The sequence below is a fragment of the Myxococcus sp. AM009 genome, assembly GCF_013372605.1.
Classification (GTDB): domain Bacteria; phylum Myxococcota; class Myxococcia; order Myxococcales; family Myxococcaceae; genus Myxococcus; species Myxococcus vastator.
The window spans coordinates 34654-53104 of the sequence record NZ_JABXEP010000042.1 but is presented as its reverse complement, the minus strand read 5'-3'; the positions used below and the strand labels follow the sequence as shown (position 1 = coordinate 53104).

Sequence of the window (18451 nt, the reverse complement as noted above, 5' to 3'; positions counted from 1 at the left end):
CTCCAGGCACAGCCCCACCGGCGCCTCCGCCCCCACTCCCAGCCCCCGCAGGTGGTGCGCCCACTGGTTCGCCCGCGCCTCCAGCTCCCCGTACGTCAGCACCTCCTCCTCGCACCTCACCGCCGCGGCAGCCGGGCATCGGTCCACTTGCGCCTGGAAGCGCCCCAGCACCGAGGCCTCGTCCGCGAACGCCGTGCGCGTGTCGTTCCACGCCACGAGGACCTGGTGACGTTCGGCCTCCGAGCTCAAGGCCAGCGTGCCCAAGGCGCGCTCCGGACTCGCCGCGATCGCCTCCAACACGACGCGCAGCCGTTCGAGCTGCGCATCCGCGAAGGCCGCGGAGAACTGCTTCCGGTCGTAGCGCAGGTACAGCGGCAGCCGCGTCCCATTCGTCGAGATGAGCGTCAGCGGGAAATGGTCCGCCTCGACGGCCCGGATGTCCCGGACCTCCAAGGCCCGGGAGGCCGACGTGAGCGCGGCGTCCAGCGGGTAGTTCTCGAAGACGACCAGGGTCTCGAACAGCGGCGTCCCCGCGGGCACGCTGCTCCAGCGCTGGACCTTTACCAGCGGCGCGTGCTCGTGCTGACGCGCCTCCAACTGCAGCTCCTGGATGCCGCGCAGCCACGCCGACAGGGGCGCTTCGGGTGGCAGCCGGACACGCACGGGCTGGGTGTTGATGAACAACCCCACCATGTCCTCCACGCCCGCCAACCCTGGCGGACGCCCGGAGACGGTGGTGCCGAAGACGACGTCCTCCGTGCCACACAGATGGCCGAGCACCAGGGCCCAGGCCCCCTGCACCAGGGTATGCAACGTGAGGCCCTGCCGCCGGGCGAAGCCGGTCAACGCCGTGGTGAGCGGCTCCGACAGGAACAAGGATTGCGAGGCCTTCCCCGTCCCCTCACCGCTCCCGAGCACCTGCGGCGGATTCGTGGGCGCATCGACCCCTTCGAGCCCCTGACGCCAGAAGGACTCGGAGACCGCCAGGTCCTGCTCGCTCAGCCACTCGACATAGTCCCGGAAGGGTCTGGGTGGGGAGAGCCGGGCCGGCCGCCCCGAGAGCGCGCCCTCGTACAAGGTGAAGACGTCGCGGAGCACCAGCGGCACGGACCAGCCATCCAGGATCAGGTGCGAATGGCTGAACACGAAGCGGTGTGAGTCGTCGCCACACCGGAACAGCGCCAGCCGCACCAACGGCGCGGAGGAGAGGTCGAAGCCCTCGCGCCGGTCCTCCGCCAGGAAGGCCTCCAACCGCGACTCCCGGGCTTCGGCCGGCACGCCGCGCCAGTCCTCGACGCGCACGGGCAGGTCCACCTCATGGAGTACGACCTGCACCGGCTCGTCGACGTCATCCCAGACGAGCGCCGTGCGCAGCACGGGGTGCGCGGACACGACGCCATTCCAGGCCCGGGTGAAGGCGTCCAAATCCAGCCGGCCCCGCAGCTCGCAGACGAGCTGGTTGAAGTACAGGCCCCTCCCGGGCTCGGCGATGGCGTGGAACAACATGCCGCCCTGCAGCGGCGACAGGGGGTACAGGTCGTCGATGTTGTCGCTCATCGCGTCTTCTTTCCGAACCGTGCGGCCAGCTTGTCGAGCTGCGCCTGCTTCACCTTCGCGAGCGGGAAATCCGAGGGCGAATGGCCCCCCGCCTCCGGCGCGCGCGACGCCTCCACCAGCTCCCGGAGCCGGGCCAGGAAGCCCTCCGCCACGCGGCTCACCGTCTCGCGACGATGTACGGCCTCGCTGAAGGTCCAGATGGCCTCCAGCCGTCCGTCACGTACCGCGCTCGTCACGTCGAGCAGGTACGGCCGGCGCGCGCTCGGAGCCCGCTGACGCAACGCCTCGCCCTCCGGAGCGAGCACGAAGGGGGCCCCCGCGCCCACCGCGCCATCGACCTGTCCCAGGTGATTGAAGCCCACCTCCGCCAGCGGCAGCGCCGCCAGCGCCGCGTCCTTCGCGACGTAGCGGAGCAGGCCCCACCCCATGCCGTGCGAGGGCACGGCGCGCAGGCCCTCCTTCACCGCGCGAAGCGCCTCACCGGGCGTCTTCGTTGCGCGCAGGTCCAGCAGCGCGGGGAACACCCGGGTGAACCAGCCCACCGTGCGGGACACGTCCACGCCCGGCAGCACGTCTTCCCGTCCATGCCCCTCCACGTCCACCAGCGCGACCGCGCCACCCGACCACGCCATCAGCGCCTGGGCCAGCGCCGTCAGCAACGGCTCTTGAGGCTGCGTGTGCCACGCCTTCGGCACGTCGTGCAGCAAGGCCCGCGTGTGCTCGGCGTCCAGCGTCACGCGCACCATGCTCGCGGTGGCCTCCGTGTTGGCCCCACCCGCCAGGTCCACGGGGAGCCGCGGCGCCTCGCGCCACGGACGTTCGAGCCACCATGCCCGCTGCGCCGCCAGCGCCTCCGAGCGCGACAACGCCTCCAACCCCCGAGCCCACGCCTGGAACGACGTCGTCTTCGGCGGGAGCGCCACGGCCTCGCCCGCGGCGAGCTTCGCGTACACCGCCGCCAGGTCCTCCAGGAGGATGCGCCACGACACCGCGTCCACCACCAGATGGTGGACCGTCAGCATCAGCCGGGAAGGTCGTCCGGCGCCCCCCTCCAGCACCGCCACCTGGACCAGGGGCCCCTCCAACCGCAGGCTCTCTTGCGCCGCCTCGGCGTGCCGGAGCAGCGCCGCCGACTGTTCGGACTCAGGCACGGAGGACAGGTCCACGCGAGCCACCGTGACGGCCGCTCCTGGCGCGGAGGCGGACTGGTGCCAGCCCCCATCACCGGGAGCGAAGCGCAGCCGGAGCGCGTCATGGTGTTCCAGCAGATGCCCCAGCGCCCGCTGCAACAACGCGGCGTCCAGCGGCGCCTTCGCCTCCAACAGCAGGGACATGTTCCAGTGGTGCGCATCCTCCAGCGCCAGCTCGAAGAACCAGTGCTGGATGGGGGTCAGCGCCACGGGCCCGGTGACGGGGCCCTGCTCGGCCTGCACCGTGAGGCGCGTCCCCGCGACCGCCGCGAGCCGCGCCACCGTCGGATTCTGGAACAACTGCTTCGGCGACAGCTCGATGCCCGCCGCGCGCGCCCGGGTGACGATTTGCAGGCCCAGGATGGAATCACCGCCCAGCTCGAAGAAGTCGTCGTGGATGCCCACGCGCTCCACCGAGAGGACGTCGCGCCAGAGCGCCGCGAGGGTCTCCTCCACCTCCGAGCGCGGCGCCGCCACGGGCCCTTGCGCGTCCGCCGAGGGCCGCTCCGGCGCGGGCAACGCCCGGAAGTCCACCTTGCCGTGCCGGGTGCGAGGCAGCGCGCCGAGCGTGACGAACGCCGAGGGGACCATGTACGGCGGCAGCCGGGACATCAGCCACGCCTTCATGGCCGCGGCGTCGGGCGCGCTGTCCGCGCCCTCCCGCGCGGGCACGACGTAGGCCACGAGGCGGCCAGGGCCACGCCCGTCCACACGCGCCATGACGGCCGCGTCCTTGACCTGGGGGCTCGCGAGCAGCGCGGCCTCCACTTCACCCGGCTCGATGCGGAAGCCCCGCACCTTCACCTGCCGGTCCACGCGGCCCACGAACTCCAACGCTCCGTCCGCGCGCCAGCGGGCCACGTCTCCCGTGCGGTACATGCGGGCGCCCGGACGTCCATCGAACGGGTCCTCCACGAAGCGCTCGGCCGTCAGCGCGGGCTGGCCCAGATACCCTCGCACCACCCCCGCGCCGCCCACGTACACCTCGCCGGGAGCCCCCTGCGGCACCAGGTTGCGCCGCGAATCCAGCAGGTACACCCGCGCCCCCGGCACCGCGCGGCCAATGGGCACGTGGCCCGGTGCGTCGGCGCGAACCCGGTGCACCGTGCTCCAGATGGTGGCCTCCGTGGGACCGTACTCGTTGAACAAGGGGACCGCGGGCAGCGCGTCGTGATGCGCTCGCGTGAGCTCCACCGGACACGCCTCGCCGCCCACGCTCACCGCGCGCAGGCTCGGCAGGCCGCCCGGAGGCGCCGCCGCGAGCACCTGCCCATACAAGGCGGGCACGGAGATGAAGTGAGTGACCTCCGAGCGCGCGACCCGCTCCGCCAACCTGCGTGGGTCCTCGCGCTCCTCCGCCTCCGGGTAGCGCAGCGTGCCGCCACCGAACAAGGACCACAGCAGGCCCGCCAGCGAGGCATCGAAGGTGAACGGCGCCAGGGACATGACCACGCCCGGCGCGCCGTAGACCTCGTGCCGCGCGAGCGTCGCGGACACCAGCTGCCGGTGCTCCATCACCACACCCCGCGGCGTCCCCGTGGACCCCGACGTGTAGACGACACACGCCGCGTCGTCCGCGGACGGGGCGCTGGGCGGCGCCTCCAGGCTGGCGGGCACGGAGTCCAGGTGGAGGACCTCCGTCCCCTCGCGCGTGGGCACCCGGGCGCGTGAAGCCTCCGTGGTGAGCACTCCGCTGGCTCGCGTCTCCGCGAGCAGCCCCGCGAGGCGCTCCATCGGGTGGTCCAGGTCGAGCACGACGGCCGCCGCCCCCGCGCGCATCACGCCGAGCAGCCCCACGACCACTTCCGAGGGATGTGCCAGCGCGAGCGCCACGATGGCACCCTGTCCCACGCCTCGCGCCGACAGGTACCCGGCGATGCGCCCCGACCGTCCGGCCAGCTCGCGATACGTCAGCGCCTGGTGGCCGTCCTCCACCGCCACCCGGTCCGGCGTGCGCGCCACCTGCGCCAGGAAGCGCGCCGGGACGCTGTCCGCCGCCGCGACGCCAGGCAGCGGCGAGGCGTTCCACTCCACCAGCAACCGTTGGCGCTCGGCCCCGGTCAGCAGCTCGAGCTGTGACAGCCGCAGCTCCGGCGCCGCCGCCACCGCCTCCAACACGCGGAGCAGGTGCCCCGCGAGCCGCGCGATGGTGTCCGCGTCGAAGAGGTCCGTGTTGTATTCGATGCCGCCGCTCAGGCCCGCTGGCGTCTCCGCGAGCTCCAGGGTCAGGTCCAGCTTGGTGGCCCCCGTGTGGACGGGACGGCCGCGAAGCTGGAGCCCCGCCAGCGACAGCTCCGGCGTGGGCGTGTTGTGGAGCACCAGCATCGTCTGGAAGATGGGCGTATGGCTGAGGTCGCGCGGGACGTGCAGCGCCTCCACCAGCTTCTCGAAGGGCACCTCCTGGTGGGCGAAGCTCTCCAGCGCGGTCCGGCGCACGCGGCCCACCAGCTCCGCGAAGGCCGGGTCGCCAGCCAGGTCCGCACGCAGGGCGATGGAGTTGATGAAGCACCCCATCAACGGCTCGACCTCCGGGCGGTTCCGGCCGGCCACCGGCGTGCCCACCGCGAAGTCCTCCTGCCCCGAGTACGCGTGGAGCAAGGCCTGCCACGCGGCCATCAGCACCATGAAGGGCGTAGCCCCCACCCGCCGGCCCACGGAGGCCAGGGCCTCCGTCAACGGGCGCGGGAGGGTGACGGCGCGCCGCTCGCCCTCGTAGGTCTGCACCGCGGGACGAGGCCTGTCCGTTGGAAGCTGGAGCACGGGCACGTCCGTCAACACGTCGCGCCACCAGTCCTGTTCGGACTTCAGCGCGGGGCCCTTCATCCACTCGAGCTGCCAGACGGAATAGTCCGCGTACTGCACGGGCAACGCCGGCAGCGCCGCGGGCTGACCCGTCTTCGCGGCCTCGTACAAGCGGGCCACCTCGTGCACCATCACACCCGCGGACCAGCCGTCCGAGATGATGTGATGGAGCGTGAGCAGCAGGACGTGCTCGGTGTCGCCCCGCCGGAGCAACACCGCCCGGAGCAGCGGCCCCTGCTCCAGGTCGAAGGGACGGCGCGCCTCTTCACGCGCCCAGCTCGCGACGACGTCCTCGCTCGCCCCCTCCGCCACGAGCAAGGGCATGGGAACCTCCAACGTTGGCGCGATGACCTGCACCGCGTCCGCGCCCACCTGGGCGAAGGTGGTCCGGAGCGCCTCGTGCCGGGCCACCACCGCGTTGAACGCCTGTGTCAGCGCCGCCACGTCGAGCGCGCCGCTCAGCACGAACGCGACGGCGTTGTTGTAGGCGACGTTGCCCGGCTCCAACCGGTCCATGTACCAGAGCCGCTGCTGTGAGAACGACAGCGGCAGCGGCCGGTCTCGCGACACCACGGGGATGGGCGGCGGCCCCTGCCGTGCCTTCGCGGCGGCGCCCGGCATGACGGCGGCCTTCGGCGGAGCGGGACGGCGCGTGGGGGTGGGCACGGCGGGCAGCAGCTCCAGCGTCCCATCCGCCCGGCGCCGGGCCCTGCGCCCGGTGACCAGACGGCGCACGCCTTCCCGCGCGGTGGGGAGGACTCGCAACGCGGAGCGCTCCGGCGCGTTCCAGAAGCCCCCGGGCACACCGGCGCCCTCCACCATCAACTCCCCCACCACGCCCAGGGGGACGGGCTGACCGCGCCCGTCCACCACGCTCCAGGCCGTGCCGGCTGGAGCCTCCGTGCCCATCGCCCAGGCTCCGGGCCCCAGGGCCTCGTGGCGGTGCGCGACGCGCCCCGGGAGCAGCCGCTCCAGCGACGCCGCCACGTCGGGCGCGGCGTCCTCCAGCAGCACCTGACGAACGGGACGCAGCGCCGCCTCCGCGCCGGGGAGCGCCAGCAGCGACCGCGCGAGCGCCGCCGTGCAGTGCAGGTGCGTGACCTCCGCCTCCCGCACGAGCGACAACAAGGCCGTCGCCGCGTCGGGCCCTTCCCTCAACTGAGGCACCGGCACCGCGAGGCCTGGCTCCGGCGAATGACGGGCTCGCAGCCCCTCCAGGTGACGCAGCCCCTCCAGGGTCGCGTCCACCTCCACGCCGAAGTCCACGAGGCAGGCGATCTCGTCCACGTCGAGCCGCCGCACGCGCTCCACCACGGGGCCGCAGCTCTCGGGGGTGCCAAAGAGGCCGCCGTCGTCCATGTAGCGTTCGACGCCGTGGCTCAGCAGCGCGTCCATGTCCCCGGGCGTCAGTGAGCGCGGGTCCACCTGAAGGCCCTGGCTGGCCACGAAGCCCGCGAGGATGTCCACCGAGCCGCGGAAGTAGTCGAGCAGCGGCTGTCGCACCCGCTCGCGCACCACGGACGGGTCGTCGCCCAGGTACGCGTGCATCATCAGGCTCACGTGCCCCCGGCCCGGATGACCGTGCTGGCGCCACGCGTCCCGGTACAACGCCACCTTGGAGGCCAGGTCATCCAACTGCTGGCCCATCAAGTTGGTGAGCACGTAGGCCCCCAGCTCTCCGGCCAGACGGAACGTCTCCGGACTTCCGGCGGCGGTGAGCCAGACAGGCAGCGACTTCTGCACGGGCCGAGGCCGCAGCGACAACGCCACCTCCTCCCCGTTCCCGTTGCGCCGGAGCACCGTGCCCCCGCGCCACAGCGTCCGCACGTCTTCGATGCCGCGAAGGAGGACCTCCTTCCTGCGCGCATAGCGGTCCGGCGCGAACACGAAGTCATTCACGTGCCAGCCGGAGGCGAAGGACACGCCGACGCGGCCCTCGGACAGGTTGTCCAGCACGGCCCACTCCTCGGCGACGAGGACGGGGTCGTGCAGCGGGAGCACCACGCTGCCCGCGCGAATGCCCAGGCGCTCCGTCACCGTCGCCACGCCCGCTCCCACCACCGCCGGCCGGGGATAGAGCCCACCGAACGAATGGAAGTGCCGCTCCGGCGTCCACACCGCCGAGAAGCCATGCGCGTCCGCGAACTTCGCGGCCTCCAGCAGCAGCCGGTACTTGCGCCCGCCCAGCGAGTCCTCGTCGTTGGCGAAGAAGGACAGGCTGAAGTCCATGGGCCGCCGCGAGCCGCCAGCGCCCGAGCCTCCCCACGCGAAGCGCGCACGCTCCGTTGGCAGCACCACGCGCAGCCCGCGCGTCAGGGCCCACAGCAACTCCAGTCCCGCCCCCGGCTCGGTGGGCGCCTCCGCCGCGAGCCAGACGCCCCCTTCCGGCGCGCTCCCCGCGTCCAACCGCGCGAACAACGCCGCGACCGTGCCGTGCGTGTGGATGGCGTGAAGCCGCTCGCCCCCAGGCCCGCGCAGGGGCTCCAGGCAGACCCGCTCGGAAGGAGGCTCGGAGACGGGCTCGGCCCCCGCCTGGGACGCGGGCTCCGAGGCCTCTGGAGCCGCGAGCACCTCATCGATGTGGAGGACGCGCGACCTGTCGAGCGGTGCGCTCGTGCGGACGTTCGCGCGCGTCAGCAGCAACGGCGCGGGCGCGCCCGGCGGTGCGAGCGCGGACAGCTCACGGAGCCGAGGCACCGGCAACAGCACATAGGCCGCGCCCACCTCCAGGACCGCCCACAGCGCGACCACCTGCTCCACCGACGCGTCCAGGCACACCGCCACCAGGGCGTCGGGGCCCACGCCTCGCGCCTTCAGCTCGGACGCGAGCCGCCCTGCTCCCGCGCGCAACGCTCCCCACGTGACGGCCCGCCCATCCGCCGCCGTCAGCGCGACGGCGGACGCGGCCTTCGCCGCGCGCTCCCGCAGCAGCGACGCCAAGGGCACGGGCGCGGAGAGGCGGCTGTCCGCCAGCGACGGGGCGCGCGGTGATGGCGGCGCCTCCAGTGGCAGCTCGGACACGGGCAGGTCGGGGTCCGCCACCGCGGCTTCGAGCAGGGTGGTCCAGTGCGCCATCAACCGCTCCACGGTCGCCCGCTCGAAGCGTTCGTCCGCGTAGTCCACGGTGCCAGCGAAGCCGTGCGCGTGCTCGCCCAGGGAGATGGACAGGTTCGACAGGACCGCGCCGAACTGCGGTGGCCCGTTCTCCAGCTCCACCAGACTCATCAGCAGGCCGGGCAGCTCCACGTTGGGCTCGAAGCGGGTGTGCAGGACGAGCAACGTGTCGAAGACGCGCTCGCGGCCCGTGTCCTTCCGCGGCTCGATTTCCCGCACCAGCTCTTCGTACGGGACATCCGGATGCGCGTAGGCCTCCAGCATCACGTCCCGGACTCGCGTCAGCAGCTCGCGGAACGGCGGGGCTCCGGACAGGTCCGTCCGAAGCGGGACGGCGTGCGCCACGTAGCCCATCAGCGGCTCCAGCTCCGGCCGGCTGCGGTTGCCAATGGGGGTCCCCACGACGATGTCGTCCTGGCCCGACCAGCGCGACAGCAGCGCCTTCCACGACGCCAGCAGCACCATGAACGGGGTGATGCCCTCACGCTGCGCCAGGGCCTGGACCGACTCCGACAGCGCGCGGGAGAACCCCACGTTCAACCGCTGGCCCCGCAGCGCGGGCCCCTCGCCCGGGGCACGGTCCACCGGCAGCGCCAAGGGCCCCGGGAGCGACACCAGCCGCTCGCGCCACGCCGCGGCCTGAGCGGCGAAGGCCCCCTCTCTCAGCGCTCGTCGCTGCCAGGCCGCATAATCCGCGTACTGCACGGCCAGGGCGGGCAACGCGACGGGCTGCCCCCGCTTGAAGGCGCTGTAGTGCGCCCCCAGCTCCTTGCCGAGCACCACCAGCGACCACGTGTCACACACCACGTGATGCACCGTGACGGCGAGCAGGTGCTCTTCCGGGGACAGCCGCCAGAGGCGCGCGCGGACCACGGGCCCGCGCTCCAGGTCGAAGGGACGCGCCACCTCGTCATGGACGCGCTGCTCCCAGCCCTCTGCCGCCAGCGGTTCCACTGCCAGCGGCAGCTTCACCTCCGGCGCGATGCGGAGGACCGTCGCGCCCTGGACGCGCGGATAGGAGGTGCGCAGCGCCTCGTGACGGCGCACCACCGCCTCCAGGCTCCGCTCCATGAGCGCCACGTCCAGCGCCCCGCGCAGCCGCAGCACCACGTACATGTTGAGCGCCGGGTTGCCCGGCAGCGCCTGCTCCAACGCGCAGACGCGCTCCTGCACCACGGACAGGGGCAACACGCCGTCACGCGCGATACGCGCCAGCGGCGGCAGCGCGGCCTCCCCCGTCACCGCGCCCGCCGAGCCCATCCGCGCCTGGATGCGCGCGGACACCCCGGCCACCGTGGGCGCCTCGAACACGTCGCTCAGGGGGAGCTGCACCGGGAACGCCTCGCGCAGCCGCGTCAGCATCTGCGCGGCCATCAACGAGTTGCCCCCCAGCTCCAGGAAGTCGTCGTGGATGCCAAAGTCCGCGCGGCCCAACCGCTCGCGCCAGATGGCCAGCACCTGCCGCTCCACGTCCGTCCGGGGCCCCGCGGCGTCAGGCGGTCCTTCCTCATGGACCGCCGCCACGTCGGCGGGAGGGGGCGGCACCTCACGAGGCACCGGTGGGCTGACGAGCACGGGCGCGGGCGCGGTGCCCATGGATTGGCGCTGGAAGGGATAGACAGGCAGCGGCAACTTCCGGCGCTGCTCGTGCGCGTAGACCTGGCTCCAATCGAGCGCCCATCCCTGCTCCCACAACGCGCCCAGCGCCGCCATCAGCGCCGCATGCGGGCTCGACGTCGACCCCGCCCGCGGCAGCGACGCCACGGCCCGGCCCGCGTGTCCGCGCAAGCCCAGCTTCGCCAGGGCCGTGAGCGCCTGGTCCGGCCCCACTTCGAGGAACACCGTGCAGCCGTCCGCTTGGAGCGTCTCCAGTCCATCCGCGAAGCGCACCGGCGCCCGCATCTGCCGGACCCAGTAGGCCGGGTCCGTCGCCTCGTCCGCGCGGATCCACGTCCCGGTGACGCTGGACACGTAGGGGCGCTGGGGCGCGGACAAGCGCAGCCCGGAGACGACCTGGCGCAGGTCCTCCATCAGCGGCTCCACCGCCGCGGAATGGAACGCATGGGCCGCGGGCAGGCGCAGCACGCCCACCCCCCGTGTCGTGAGCTCGCGCTCCAGGGCCTCGACCTCCGGCGTGGGGCCGGAGACCACGCAGCGCTCCGCCCCATTCACCGCGGCCAGCGACAACGCCCCCGTCAGCAAGGGGCGGATGACGGCCTCGGAGCACCCCACCGCCGTCATGCTGCCCGCCGGCATGCGCGCCATCAGCCGACCACGCGCCGCCGCCAGGGCCAGCGCGTCCTCCAGGGGCAGCACGCCCGCGAGGCACGCCGCCACGTACTCACCGAAGCTGTGCCCCAGCAGCGCATGGGGCTTCACGCCCCACGACTCCCACTGGCGCGCGAGCGCGTACTCCACCGAGAACAGCGCGGGCAGCGCGCAGCCCGGGTCCGCCAGCAGCGCCTTCGCGGCGTCTTCGCCTCCTGGCGCGGGGAACAACACCGCGCGCACCGACGCCTCCAGCCGCGGCCCCAACTCCCGCAGGCAGGTCTCCAGCGCTTCGCGGTACGCGGGCTCCGCGGCGTGAAGCGCTCGCCCCATGCCCACGGACTGCGCGCCCTGTCCCGGCAGCAGGAACGCCACGCGCGCCTCGCGCGCCGCCGCGACGTCCTCCACCACGCGCCCCTGCCCCGGCGCCCGCAGCGCGGCCACCAGCGCCTCGCGGTCGCCCGCCACCACGGCCCTCCGGTGCTCGAAGGCGCGGCGGCCCGTGTTGCGGGTGAAGGCCACGTCCGGCAACGACACCTCGCCGGGCGCGCGCTCCAGCCAGTCCGCCAGCTCCCGCGCCGTGGACGCCAACGCCTCGGCCGTTCGAGCCGACAGCGTCACCACCTGCGTGGGGCGCGAGCGCTCCTGGGTCCGAGCGGTCAGCGGCGCCTCTTCCAGCACCACGTGGGCGTTCGTCCCCCCAATGCCGAACGAGCTGACGCCCGCGCGCCGGGGCACGTCGCCCCGAGGCCAGGGCCGGAGCGCGTCCACGACGAAGAACGGACTGCCCGCGAAGTCGATGGCCGGATTGGGGCGCTCGAAGTGGAGGCTGGCCGGCAGCGCCTCGTGCTTCAGGGCCAGCACCGCCTTGATGAGCCCCGCGAGCCCCGCCGCCGTGTCCAGGTGGCCCACGTTCGTCTTCACCGAGCCCAGGCCGCAGTACCCCGTCGCGTCCGTATGACGGCGGAACGCCCGCGTCAGCGCCGCCACCTCGATGGGGTCCCCCAGCGCCGTACCCGTCCCGTGCGCCTCCACGTAGCCGATGTCCCGCGCCTCCAGTCCCGCGTAGGCCAGGGCCTCACTGATGACGTCCGCCTGCCCCTCCACGCTCGGCGCCGTGTAGCCGACCTTCGCGGCGCCATCGTTGTTGATGGCCGACCCCTTGATGACGGCATGGATGGTGTCGCCATCCCGCAGCGCGTCCGCCAAGGGCTTGAGCACCACCACCGCCGCGCCATTGCCCGGCACCGTTCCGGCCGCGCGTGCGTCGAACGCCCGGCAGTGGCCGTCCGGGGAGAGAATCATCCCCTCCTGGAACAGGTAGCCCGACCGCTGTGGCAGTGACAGCCGCACCGCGCCCGCCAGCGCCACGTCCGACTGGCGCATCAGCAGGCTCTGACACGCCATGTGCACGGCCACCAGGCCCGTGGAGCACGCGGTGTAGACGGACAGGCTCTCGCCGCGCAGGCCCAGCTTGAAGGACGCCTTCGTCGCGAGGTTCTCCCCCGTCGTGCCCAGCAGCTCGTAGAGCGACGCGGGGTCCAGGGCGCCCTGCCCCAACAACCCCAACGTGTGCAGCGAGGCGCCCGCCCCCGCGTAGAGCGACACCTTCCCATCGAAACGTTCGGGGTCGAGCGCGGCGTCCTCCAGCGCGGCCCACGCGCACTCCAGAAACACGCGCTGCTGCGGATCCATCCACTGCGCCTCGCGCGGCGCCACGCCGAAGAAGGCCGCGTCGAAGTGGTCTCCGCCTTCCAGCTCAGAGGCCACCGGCACGAAGTCCGGGTGGCCACGCACCAGCGCGGGGACCAGGGGCGACGGCTCCAGCGCCTCCGGAGGCAGGCGGGTGATGGACTCCACGCCGTCACGCAGGTTCCCCCAGAACGCCTCCACGTCGCGGGCCCCTGGAAAGCGGACCGCCATGCCGATGATCGCGATGTCGTTGCCCATCCCCGTGCTGTCTCCGCCCGTCATGTCGTGGTCAGCCATTGCCTCGAGGGTTCCTTCCTCCGCGACGCTGGAGGACCTGTCGCCGGGCCTCCGCGCGCGTCTGGTGTTTCTCGTCGGACGCCGGCCCTGGAGACGACTCGGACGCCAGGCGCCGGGCCAGGGAGTGGACGGTGGGGTGTTCGAAGAGGTGGGTGATGGGCACGTCCTGGCCCAACGTCTCGCGCAGCCGCGCGCACGTCCGCACCGCCGCCAGCGAGCTGCCGCCGAGGTCGTCGAAGAAGTGCGAGTGCACCCCCACCGAGGGCAGCCCCAGGGCCTCCGCCCAGGCCTTCGCGAGGGACTCCTCCAGCGGCGTGCGCGGCGCACTCTCCGCCGTCACGGTTCGCACCGGGGCGGGCAGCGCGCGTGCGTCCACCTTGCCGCCGGTCGTCATCGGCAACGCCTCCAGGGAGATGAGGTCCACCGGGACGAGCTGCTCCGGAAGCCGGGCACGCAGGCGCGCGCGGACCTCGCCCGGTGGCAGCGGCGCTCCGGGGCCCGGCACCACGTAGGCCACCAGCCGCGCCTCCCCGCCAGCGGGCGGCGACCACACGCGCACGTGCGCCTGCCGCATCCCCGCCAGCTCCCGGAGGGCCACCTCCACCTCGCCCGGCTCGATGCGGAAGCCGCGCAGCTTGAGCTGGGCATCCACGCGCCCCAGGAATTCGAGCCGCCCGTCCGGCGACCACCGCACCCGGTCCCCCGTGCGGTAGAGCCGCGCACCGGGCGCGCCGCCATACGGGTCCGGAACGAAGCGCTCGGCCGTGAGGCCCGGCTGGCCCAGGTAGCCGCGCGCCACGCCCTCCCCGCCCACGAACAATTCGCCCGCCACGCCCACCGGCACGGGGCGCAGGGCCGCGTCCAGCACGTACGTGTCGACGTGCGCCATGGGCACGCCGATGCCCGGCGCCAGGTCGCCAGGAGGGCTCCACTCCCAGGTCGCGCAGACCGTCACCTCCGTGGGCCCGTACCCGTTGATGAAGGTGCGGCCCGGCCCGAAGCGAGTCACCAGCTCGCGCGGGCACACGTCGCCGCCAACGATGAGCACCGCCAGGTCCGGCAGGGGCGCATCGGGCAGCAACGCGACCACGGATGGAGGCAGCAGCGCGGAGGTGATGCGCTCATCGCGCAGCACCCGGTACAGCGCGTCTCCCGCGAGCACCTCTCCCGCTGGCGCCACGTGCAGCGCGGCCCCCGTGGTGAGCGCCATCAAGTAGTCCCACACGGACATGTCGAAGGCGGGCGACGCGTGCTGGAGCACCCGGGTGCCGGGGCCGGGCCGCAGCGCCAGGGAGGACCGGGCCAGGTGCGCCATTGACTGGTGGGTGACGACCACGCCCTTGGGACGCCCGGTGCTCCCGGAGGTGTAGATGACATACGCGGCGGCCTCGCGCGGCCACGCGGCGCCCGTCTCCGCGGCGGAGGCCCTGGGCGTCGCGTCCAGCACCTCCTGCGTGCCGTGCGACTCCCAGGACAGGACCTCGACGCCTTCGGGGACCGCCAGACGCCGGGCCAGACTCGCGTGGGACAGCAGCACCCGGGCGCCACTGTCCCGCAGCATCCACTCCAGGCGCTCCGCGGGAGACGTGGGGTCGAGCGGCACCACCACGCCCCCCGCCGCGAGCACGGCGAGGAAGGCCACGACGGACTCGGGCCCGCCTCGTGACAGCAGCACGCCGACCCGCGCCTCCCGCGCCACGCCGTGTCGCCGCAGCCGCGCCGCCAACCGCCCCGCCCACGCGTCCAGCGCCGCGTAGGACCAACGGGCCGGACCCGCGACCAGCGCGACCGCGTCCGGCGTCTCCGCGGCCCACGCGCCGAACCGCGCGAGCAGCCCAGGCGGCTCCACGCGCCCGGACGCGGCCTGGGCTTCCCCAGGAACGCGGGCCGCCCCACGCCCCTGGGACAGCACGCGGTCGCGCTCGGCGACGTCCAGCAGGGGCAGGTCCCCCACGTGCGCGTGCGGCGCCAACGAGGCGGCGGCGAACAGCGCCCCCAGGTGGCGCGCCATCCGCGCCGCGGCGTCCGCATCGAAGAGGTCCGAGCAGTACTCCAGGCTGGCCGCGAAGCCCCCCTCCACCTCGGCCATCATCAGCGAGAGGTCGAAGGCGGAGGCGAGGTGCCGCAGGGGAACGGCCTCGACGTCCAGCTCGCCCACCCGCGCTCGAGCGCCCTCCACGCCCAGCGCCAGACCGCCCAGCGCCTCGCGTCCCGGACGGCCGGACTGCAAGGCGAACATCGCCTGGAAGACAGGCGCGCGCGAGGCGTCTCGCCGCGGCTGCAGCTGCTCGACGAGCCGCGCGAAGGGCAGCGCCTGATGGTCCAGTGCGTCCAGGACCGTGGCGCGGACGTGGGCCAGCAGCGCGGTGAAGGACTGTGTCCGCGGCACGCGCGCGCGCAGCGCCACCGGGTTGACGAAGTACCCCATCTGCCGTGACAGGTCCGCGCGAGGCCGGCCCGCGGTGGGCGTTCCCACGACGAGGTCCTCCTGGCCGGTGTAGCGGCTCAGGAACGCGAGATAGCCCGCCAGCAGCGCCATGAAGGGCGTCGCGCCCTGGTCGCGCGCCAGCGCCTTGAGCCGCGTGGCCGTCTCCGGCGGCACGGTGAAGGTGACGGTGGCGCCACGGAAGGACTGGAGCCGCGGACGCGGGCGCGACGTGGGCAGCTCCAACACCGGCAGCTCACCGCCCAGCCGCTCGCGCCACCAGGCCACCATCGCATCTCCTCTCGCGCCCTCCAGGCTGGCTTCCAGCGCCTGAAGGACGGGCGACGCGGACGGAGGAGGTGGCGGCAACGACGCGGCCGTCCCCTGGACCTCCGCCGCGTACAGCGCCCCCAGCTCTCCGGCGAGCACCTCCAGCGACCAGAAGTCGGTGACGAGGTGGTGCATGACGAGCAGCAGCACGTCCCCACGCGGCGCTCCGGTGAACAGGTGCACACGCAGCAGGGGGCCGCGTTCGAGGTCGAACGCGCGGTGCGACTCCGCGTCGAGCCGCTCACGCAACGCGGACTCCGCCCACGCGGCCGCGGCTTCGCGCACCAGCGCGGGGACGGACTCGCTCTCCCGACGCGCCGGCGCCCCCTGCTCCTCCGGGAACGCGGCGCGCAACGTGGGGTGACGGGACACCAGCGCCGAGAAGGCGCGGTCCAGCGCGGCGGAGTCGACGGGCGTGAGGAACCGCACCGCCCGAGCCACGTGGTAGGCGGTGCTCCCAGGCGCCATGCGCTGGAGGAACCAGAGCGCGCGCTGCCCCAGCGGCACGAACGACGCCGCGGACGCGGGCGAGGCCGTGAGGACCGGCGACGCGTCGGCCGCGGCCCGAGATACCCACTCCGCCACTTCACGCAAGCTCGGGCCTTGGAGCAGGAAGGCCACCGGCGGACTGACCCCCCAGCCGGCCTCCACCGCATGCACCACCTCGAGCGCTCGGAGCGAATCGAGCCCATGACCAGAGAGCGGCGCGTCGACGTCCACGGCGCGCGCGTCCGCGCCCAGCAGCGCCGCCACCTCGCGGCTCAGCGCGGGGAGCACCTCGGCGGCTGAGCGCCACGGCGCGACGGAGTCAGGCGCGGCCTCACTGGGCGAGGCGCCCATTCGCGAGGGCTCGACACGCCCGGTGGGCAACGCCTCCCGCCAGGCGAGGACGACGTCCAGCGTCCCCGCCAGGAAGGCCTCGCGCGTGGCACGCCGTTGCACCTTGCCGCTGGAGGTCTTGGGGAGGGAGCCCGCGGAGATGAGCACCACCGCGGACGCGGCCAGGCCATGCTCCTCGGACAAGGCCGCGCGGATGCGCGTGACGACCTCAGCCACCGCGCCGTCGGCCGCCACCTTCGCGGCCACCTCCTGGACGAGCACCAACCGCTCCTCACCCGCCTCTTCCACGAGGAACGCGGCGCCACAGCCAGGACGCACGCCGGGGTGACAGCGCTCCGCGGACTGCTCCAGGTCCTGCGGATAGTGGTTGCGCCCCCGAAGCACCAGCACGTCCTTCGCGCGGCCCGTGACGAAGACCTCGCCGTCCTCGATGACGCCCAGGTCCCCCGTGCGCAGGTATGGACCTTCTCCCGAGTCCGCGAGCCGCCCGTGAAACGTGCGCTCCGTCTCCTCCGGCCGCTGCCAGTATCCATCCGCGACGCTGGGGCCCCGCACCCACAGCTCGCCCACGCGGCCCGGCGGACACGGGCGGCGCGTCACCGGGTCCACCACCCGCACGTCCTGGTCGCCCAGCACCTGGCCACAGCCCACCAGCACGGCCTCCGCGGACTCGGCCTCGGGGGCTCGCGCTTCACCCCGCAGCAAGCCCTCCCGTGAGAAGCGCCGCACCACCGGGGCCGCCGCGCGCACGCCGCCCGACACGATGAGCGTCCCCTCCGCCAGGCCATAGCAGGGGTAGAACGCCTCACGCCGGAAGCCCGCGGGCGCGAACGCCTCCGCGAAGCGCTCCAGCGTGTCCGCGCGCACCGGCTCCGCGCCGCAGAAGGCCGACTCCCAGCGGCTCAAGTCCAACGCGGCCCGCTGCGCGGGCGTGCTCTTCCGGACGCACAGGTCGAACGCGAAGTTGGGCGCGCCGCACACCGAGCCCCCGTAGCGCGACACGGCCTCCAGCCAGCCCATGGGCCGCTGGAGGAACGACAGCGGTGGCAACAGCACCATGGGGAAGTCGCGGTACAGCGGCTGGAGGAGCCCGCCAATCAGCCCCATGTCGTGGTACGGCGGCAACCAGAGGACGCCCACCGCGTTCGGGCTCGCGTCGAAGCCGCGGGCGATCAGCCACGAGTTGTGCAGCAGGTGGCGGTGCCGCAGCACCACGCCTCGCGGCGTCCCCGTCGAACCCGACGTGTACTGGAGGAACGCCACCGACTCGCCGCTCAGGGCCGGTGCGCGCCAGGCCGCGGCCTCCGCCGGGGCCACCGTGTCCGTGGCCAACCAGCGGAGCGCGCGCAAATCCGGCGCGCCTTCCGTCAGCGGCTCCACCATGTCCGCGATGCCGGACGTCGTCAGCGCCACCCGCGCGCCACAGTCCGCCACCAGGGACTGGAGCCTCGGCAAGGTGCGGCCGAGCCGCATCGGGTCCGGTGGATAGGCCGGTACGGCCACCACGCCCGCGTAGAGGCACCCCAGGAAGCCGAACGCGTACTCGCGGCCCGGTGGATACAGCAGCAACGCACGATCGCCGGGCGCCAGGTGCCGTTGCAGCAGCGCGGCCACGGCCCGTGCCCCCGCATCCAGCTCCGCGTACGTGAGGACGCTTTCGCCTTCATCCTCCAAAAACGTGTAAATCCAGTCCTCGGGCTGCGCCGCCGCCCGGGTCCGGCACACGTCCACCAGGGTGGCATCTCCCGGGCGAGCAGCCTCGGAGGCGTACTGGGAGCGAATCGGAAGGTGCATGTCGTCGGAGTCCCGTTGCCTGACTGGAAGACGCCAGCCGGAACACCAAGGCGCACACCCCTCCCCTGAAATACGAGGGGCACCCCACGGCGATCCGTTCAGCGCCCCCTCGGATTCGTCGTTTATGTACCGGATTCCGAGA

The 18451-nt window shown here is 73.5% G+C and carries 3 protein-coding genes; all 3 read right to left on the bottom strand.

Going from position 1 to position 18451, the window contains the following annotated elements:
* The coding region (locus tag HV824_RS13230) for a condensation domain-containing protein (RefSeq protein WP_255208010.1) at window positions 1-1557 on the bottom strand (1557 nt) is incomplete at its 3' end.
* Window positions 1554-12920 carry a non-ribosomal peptide synthetase/type I polyketide synthase gene (locus tag HV824_RS13225; protein WP_176423419.1) on the bottom strand — a complete coding sequence of 3789 codons (11367 nt, stop codon included), beginning with the start codon at window positions 12918-12920 and terminating at the stop codon, window positions 1554-1556. The genes HV824_RS13230 and HV824_RS13225, both read right to left, overlap by 4 nt.
* Window positions 12913-18309, bottom strand: a complete 5397-nt coding sequence (locus HV824_RS13220) for a non-ribosomal peptide synthetase (protein ID WP_176423418.1) — start codon at window positions 18307-18309, stop codon at window positions 12913-12915. Before HV824_RS13220 ends, HV824_RS13225 begins: the two co-directional genes overlap by 8 nt.
* Window positions 18310-18451 lie beyond the last annotated feature (142 nt).

Coding starts and splice junctions, on each gene's coding strand:
- HV824_RS13225 (WP_176423419.1), bottom strand. CDS start 12,920: ATGGCTGACCACGACATGACGGGCGGAGACAGCACGGGGATGGGCAAC.
- HV824_RS13220 (WP_176423418.1), bottom strand. CDS start 18,309: ATGCACCTTCCGATTCGCTCCCAGTACGCCTCCGAGGCTGCTCGCCCG.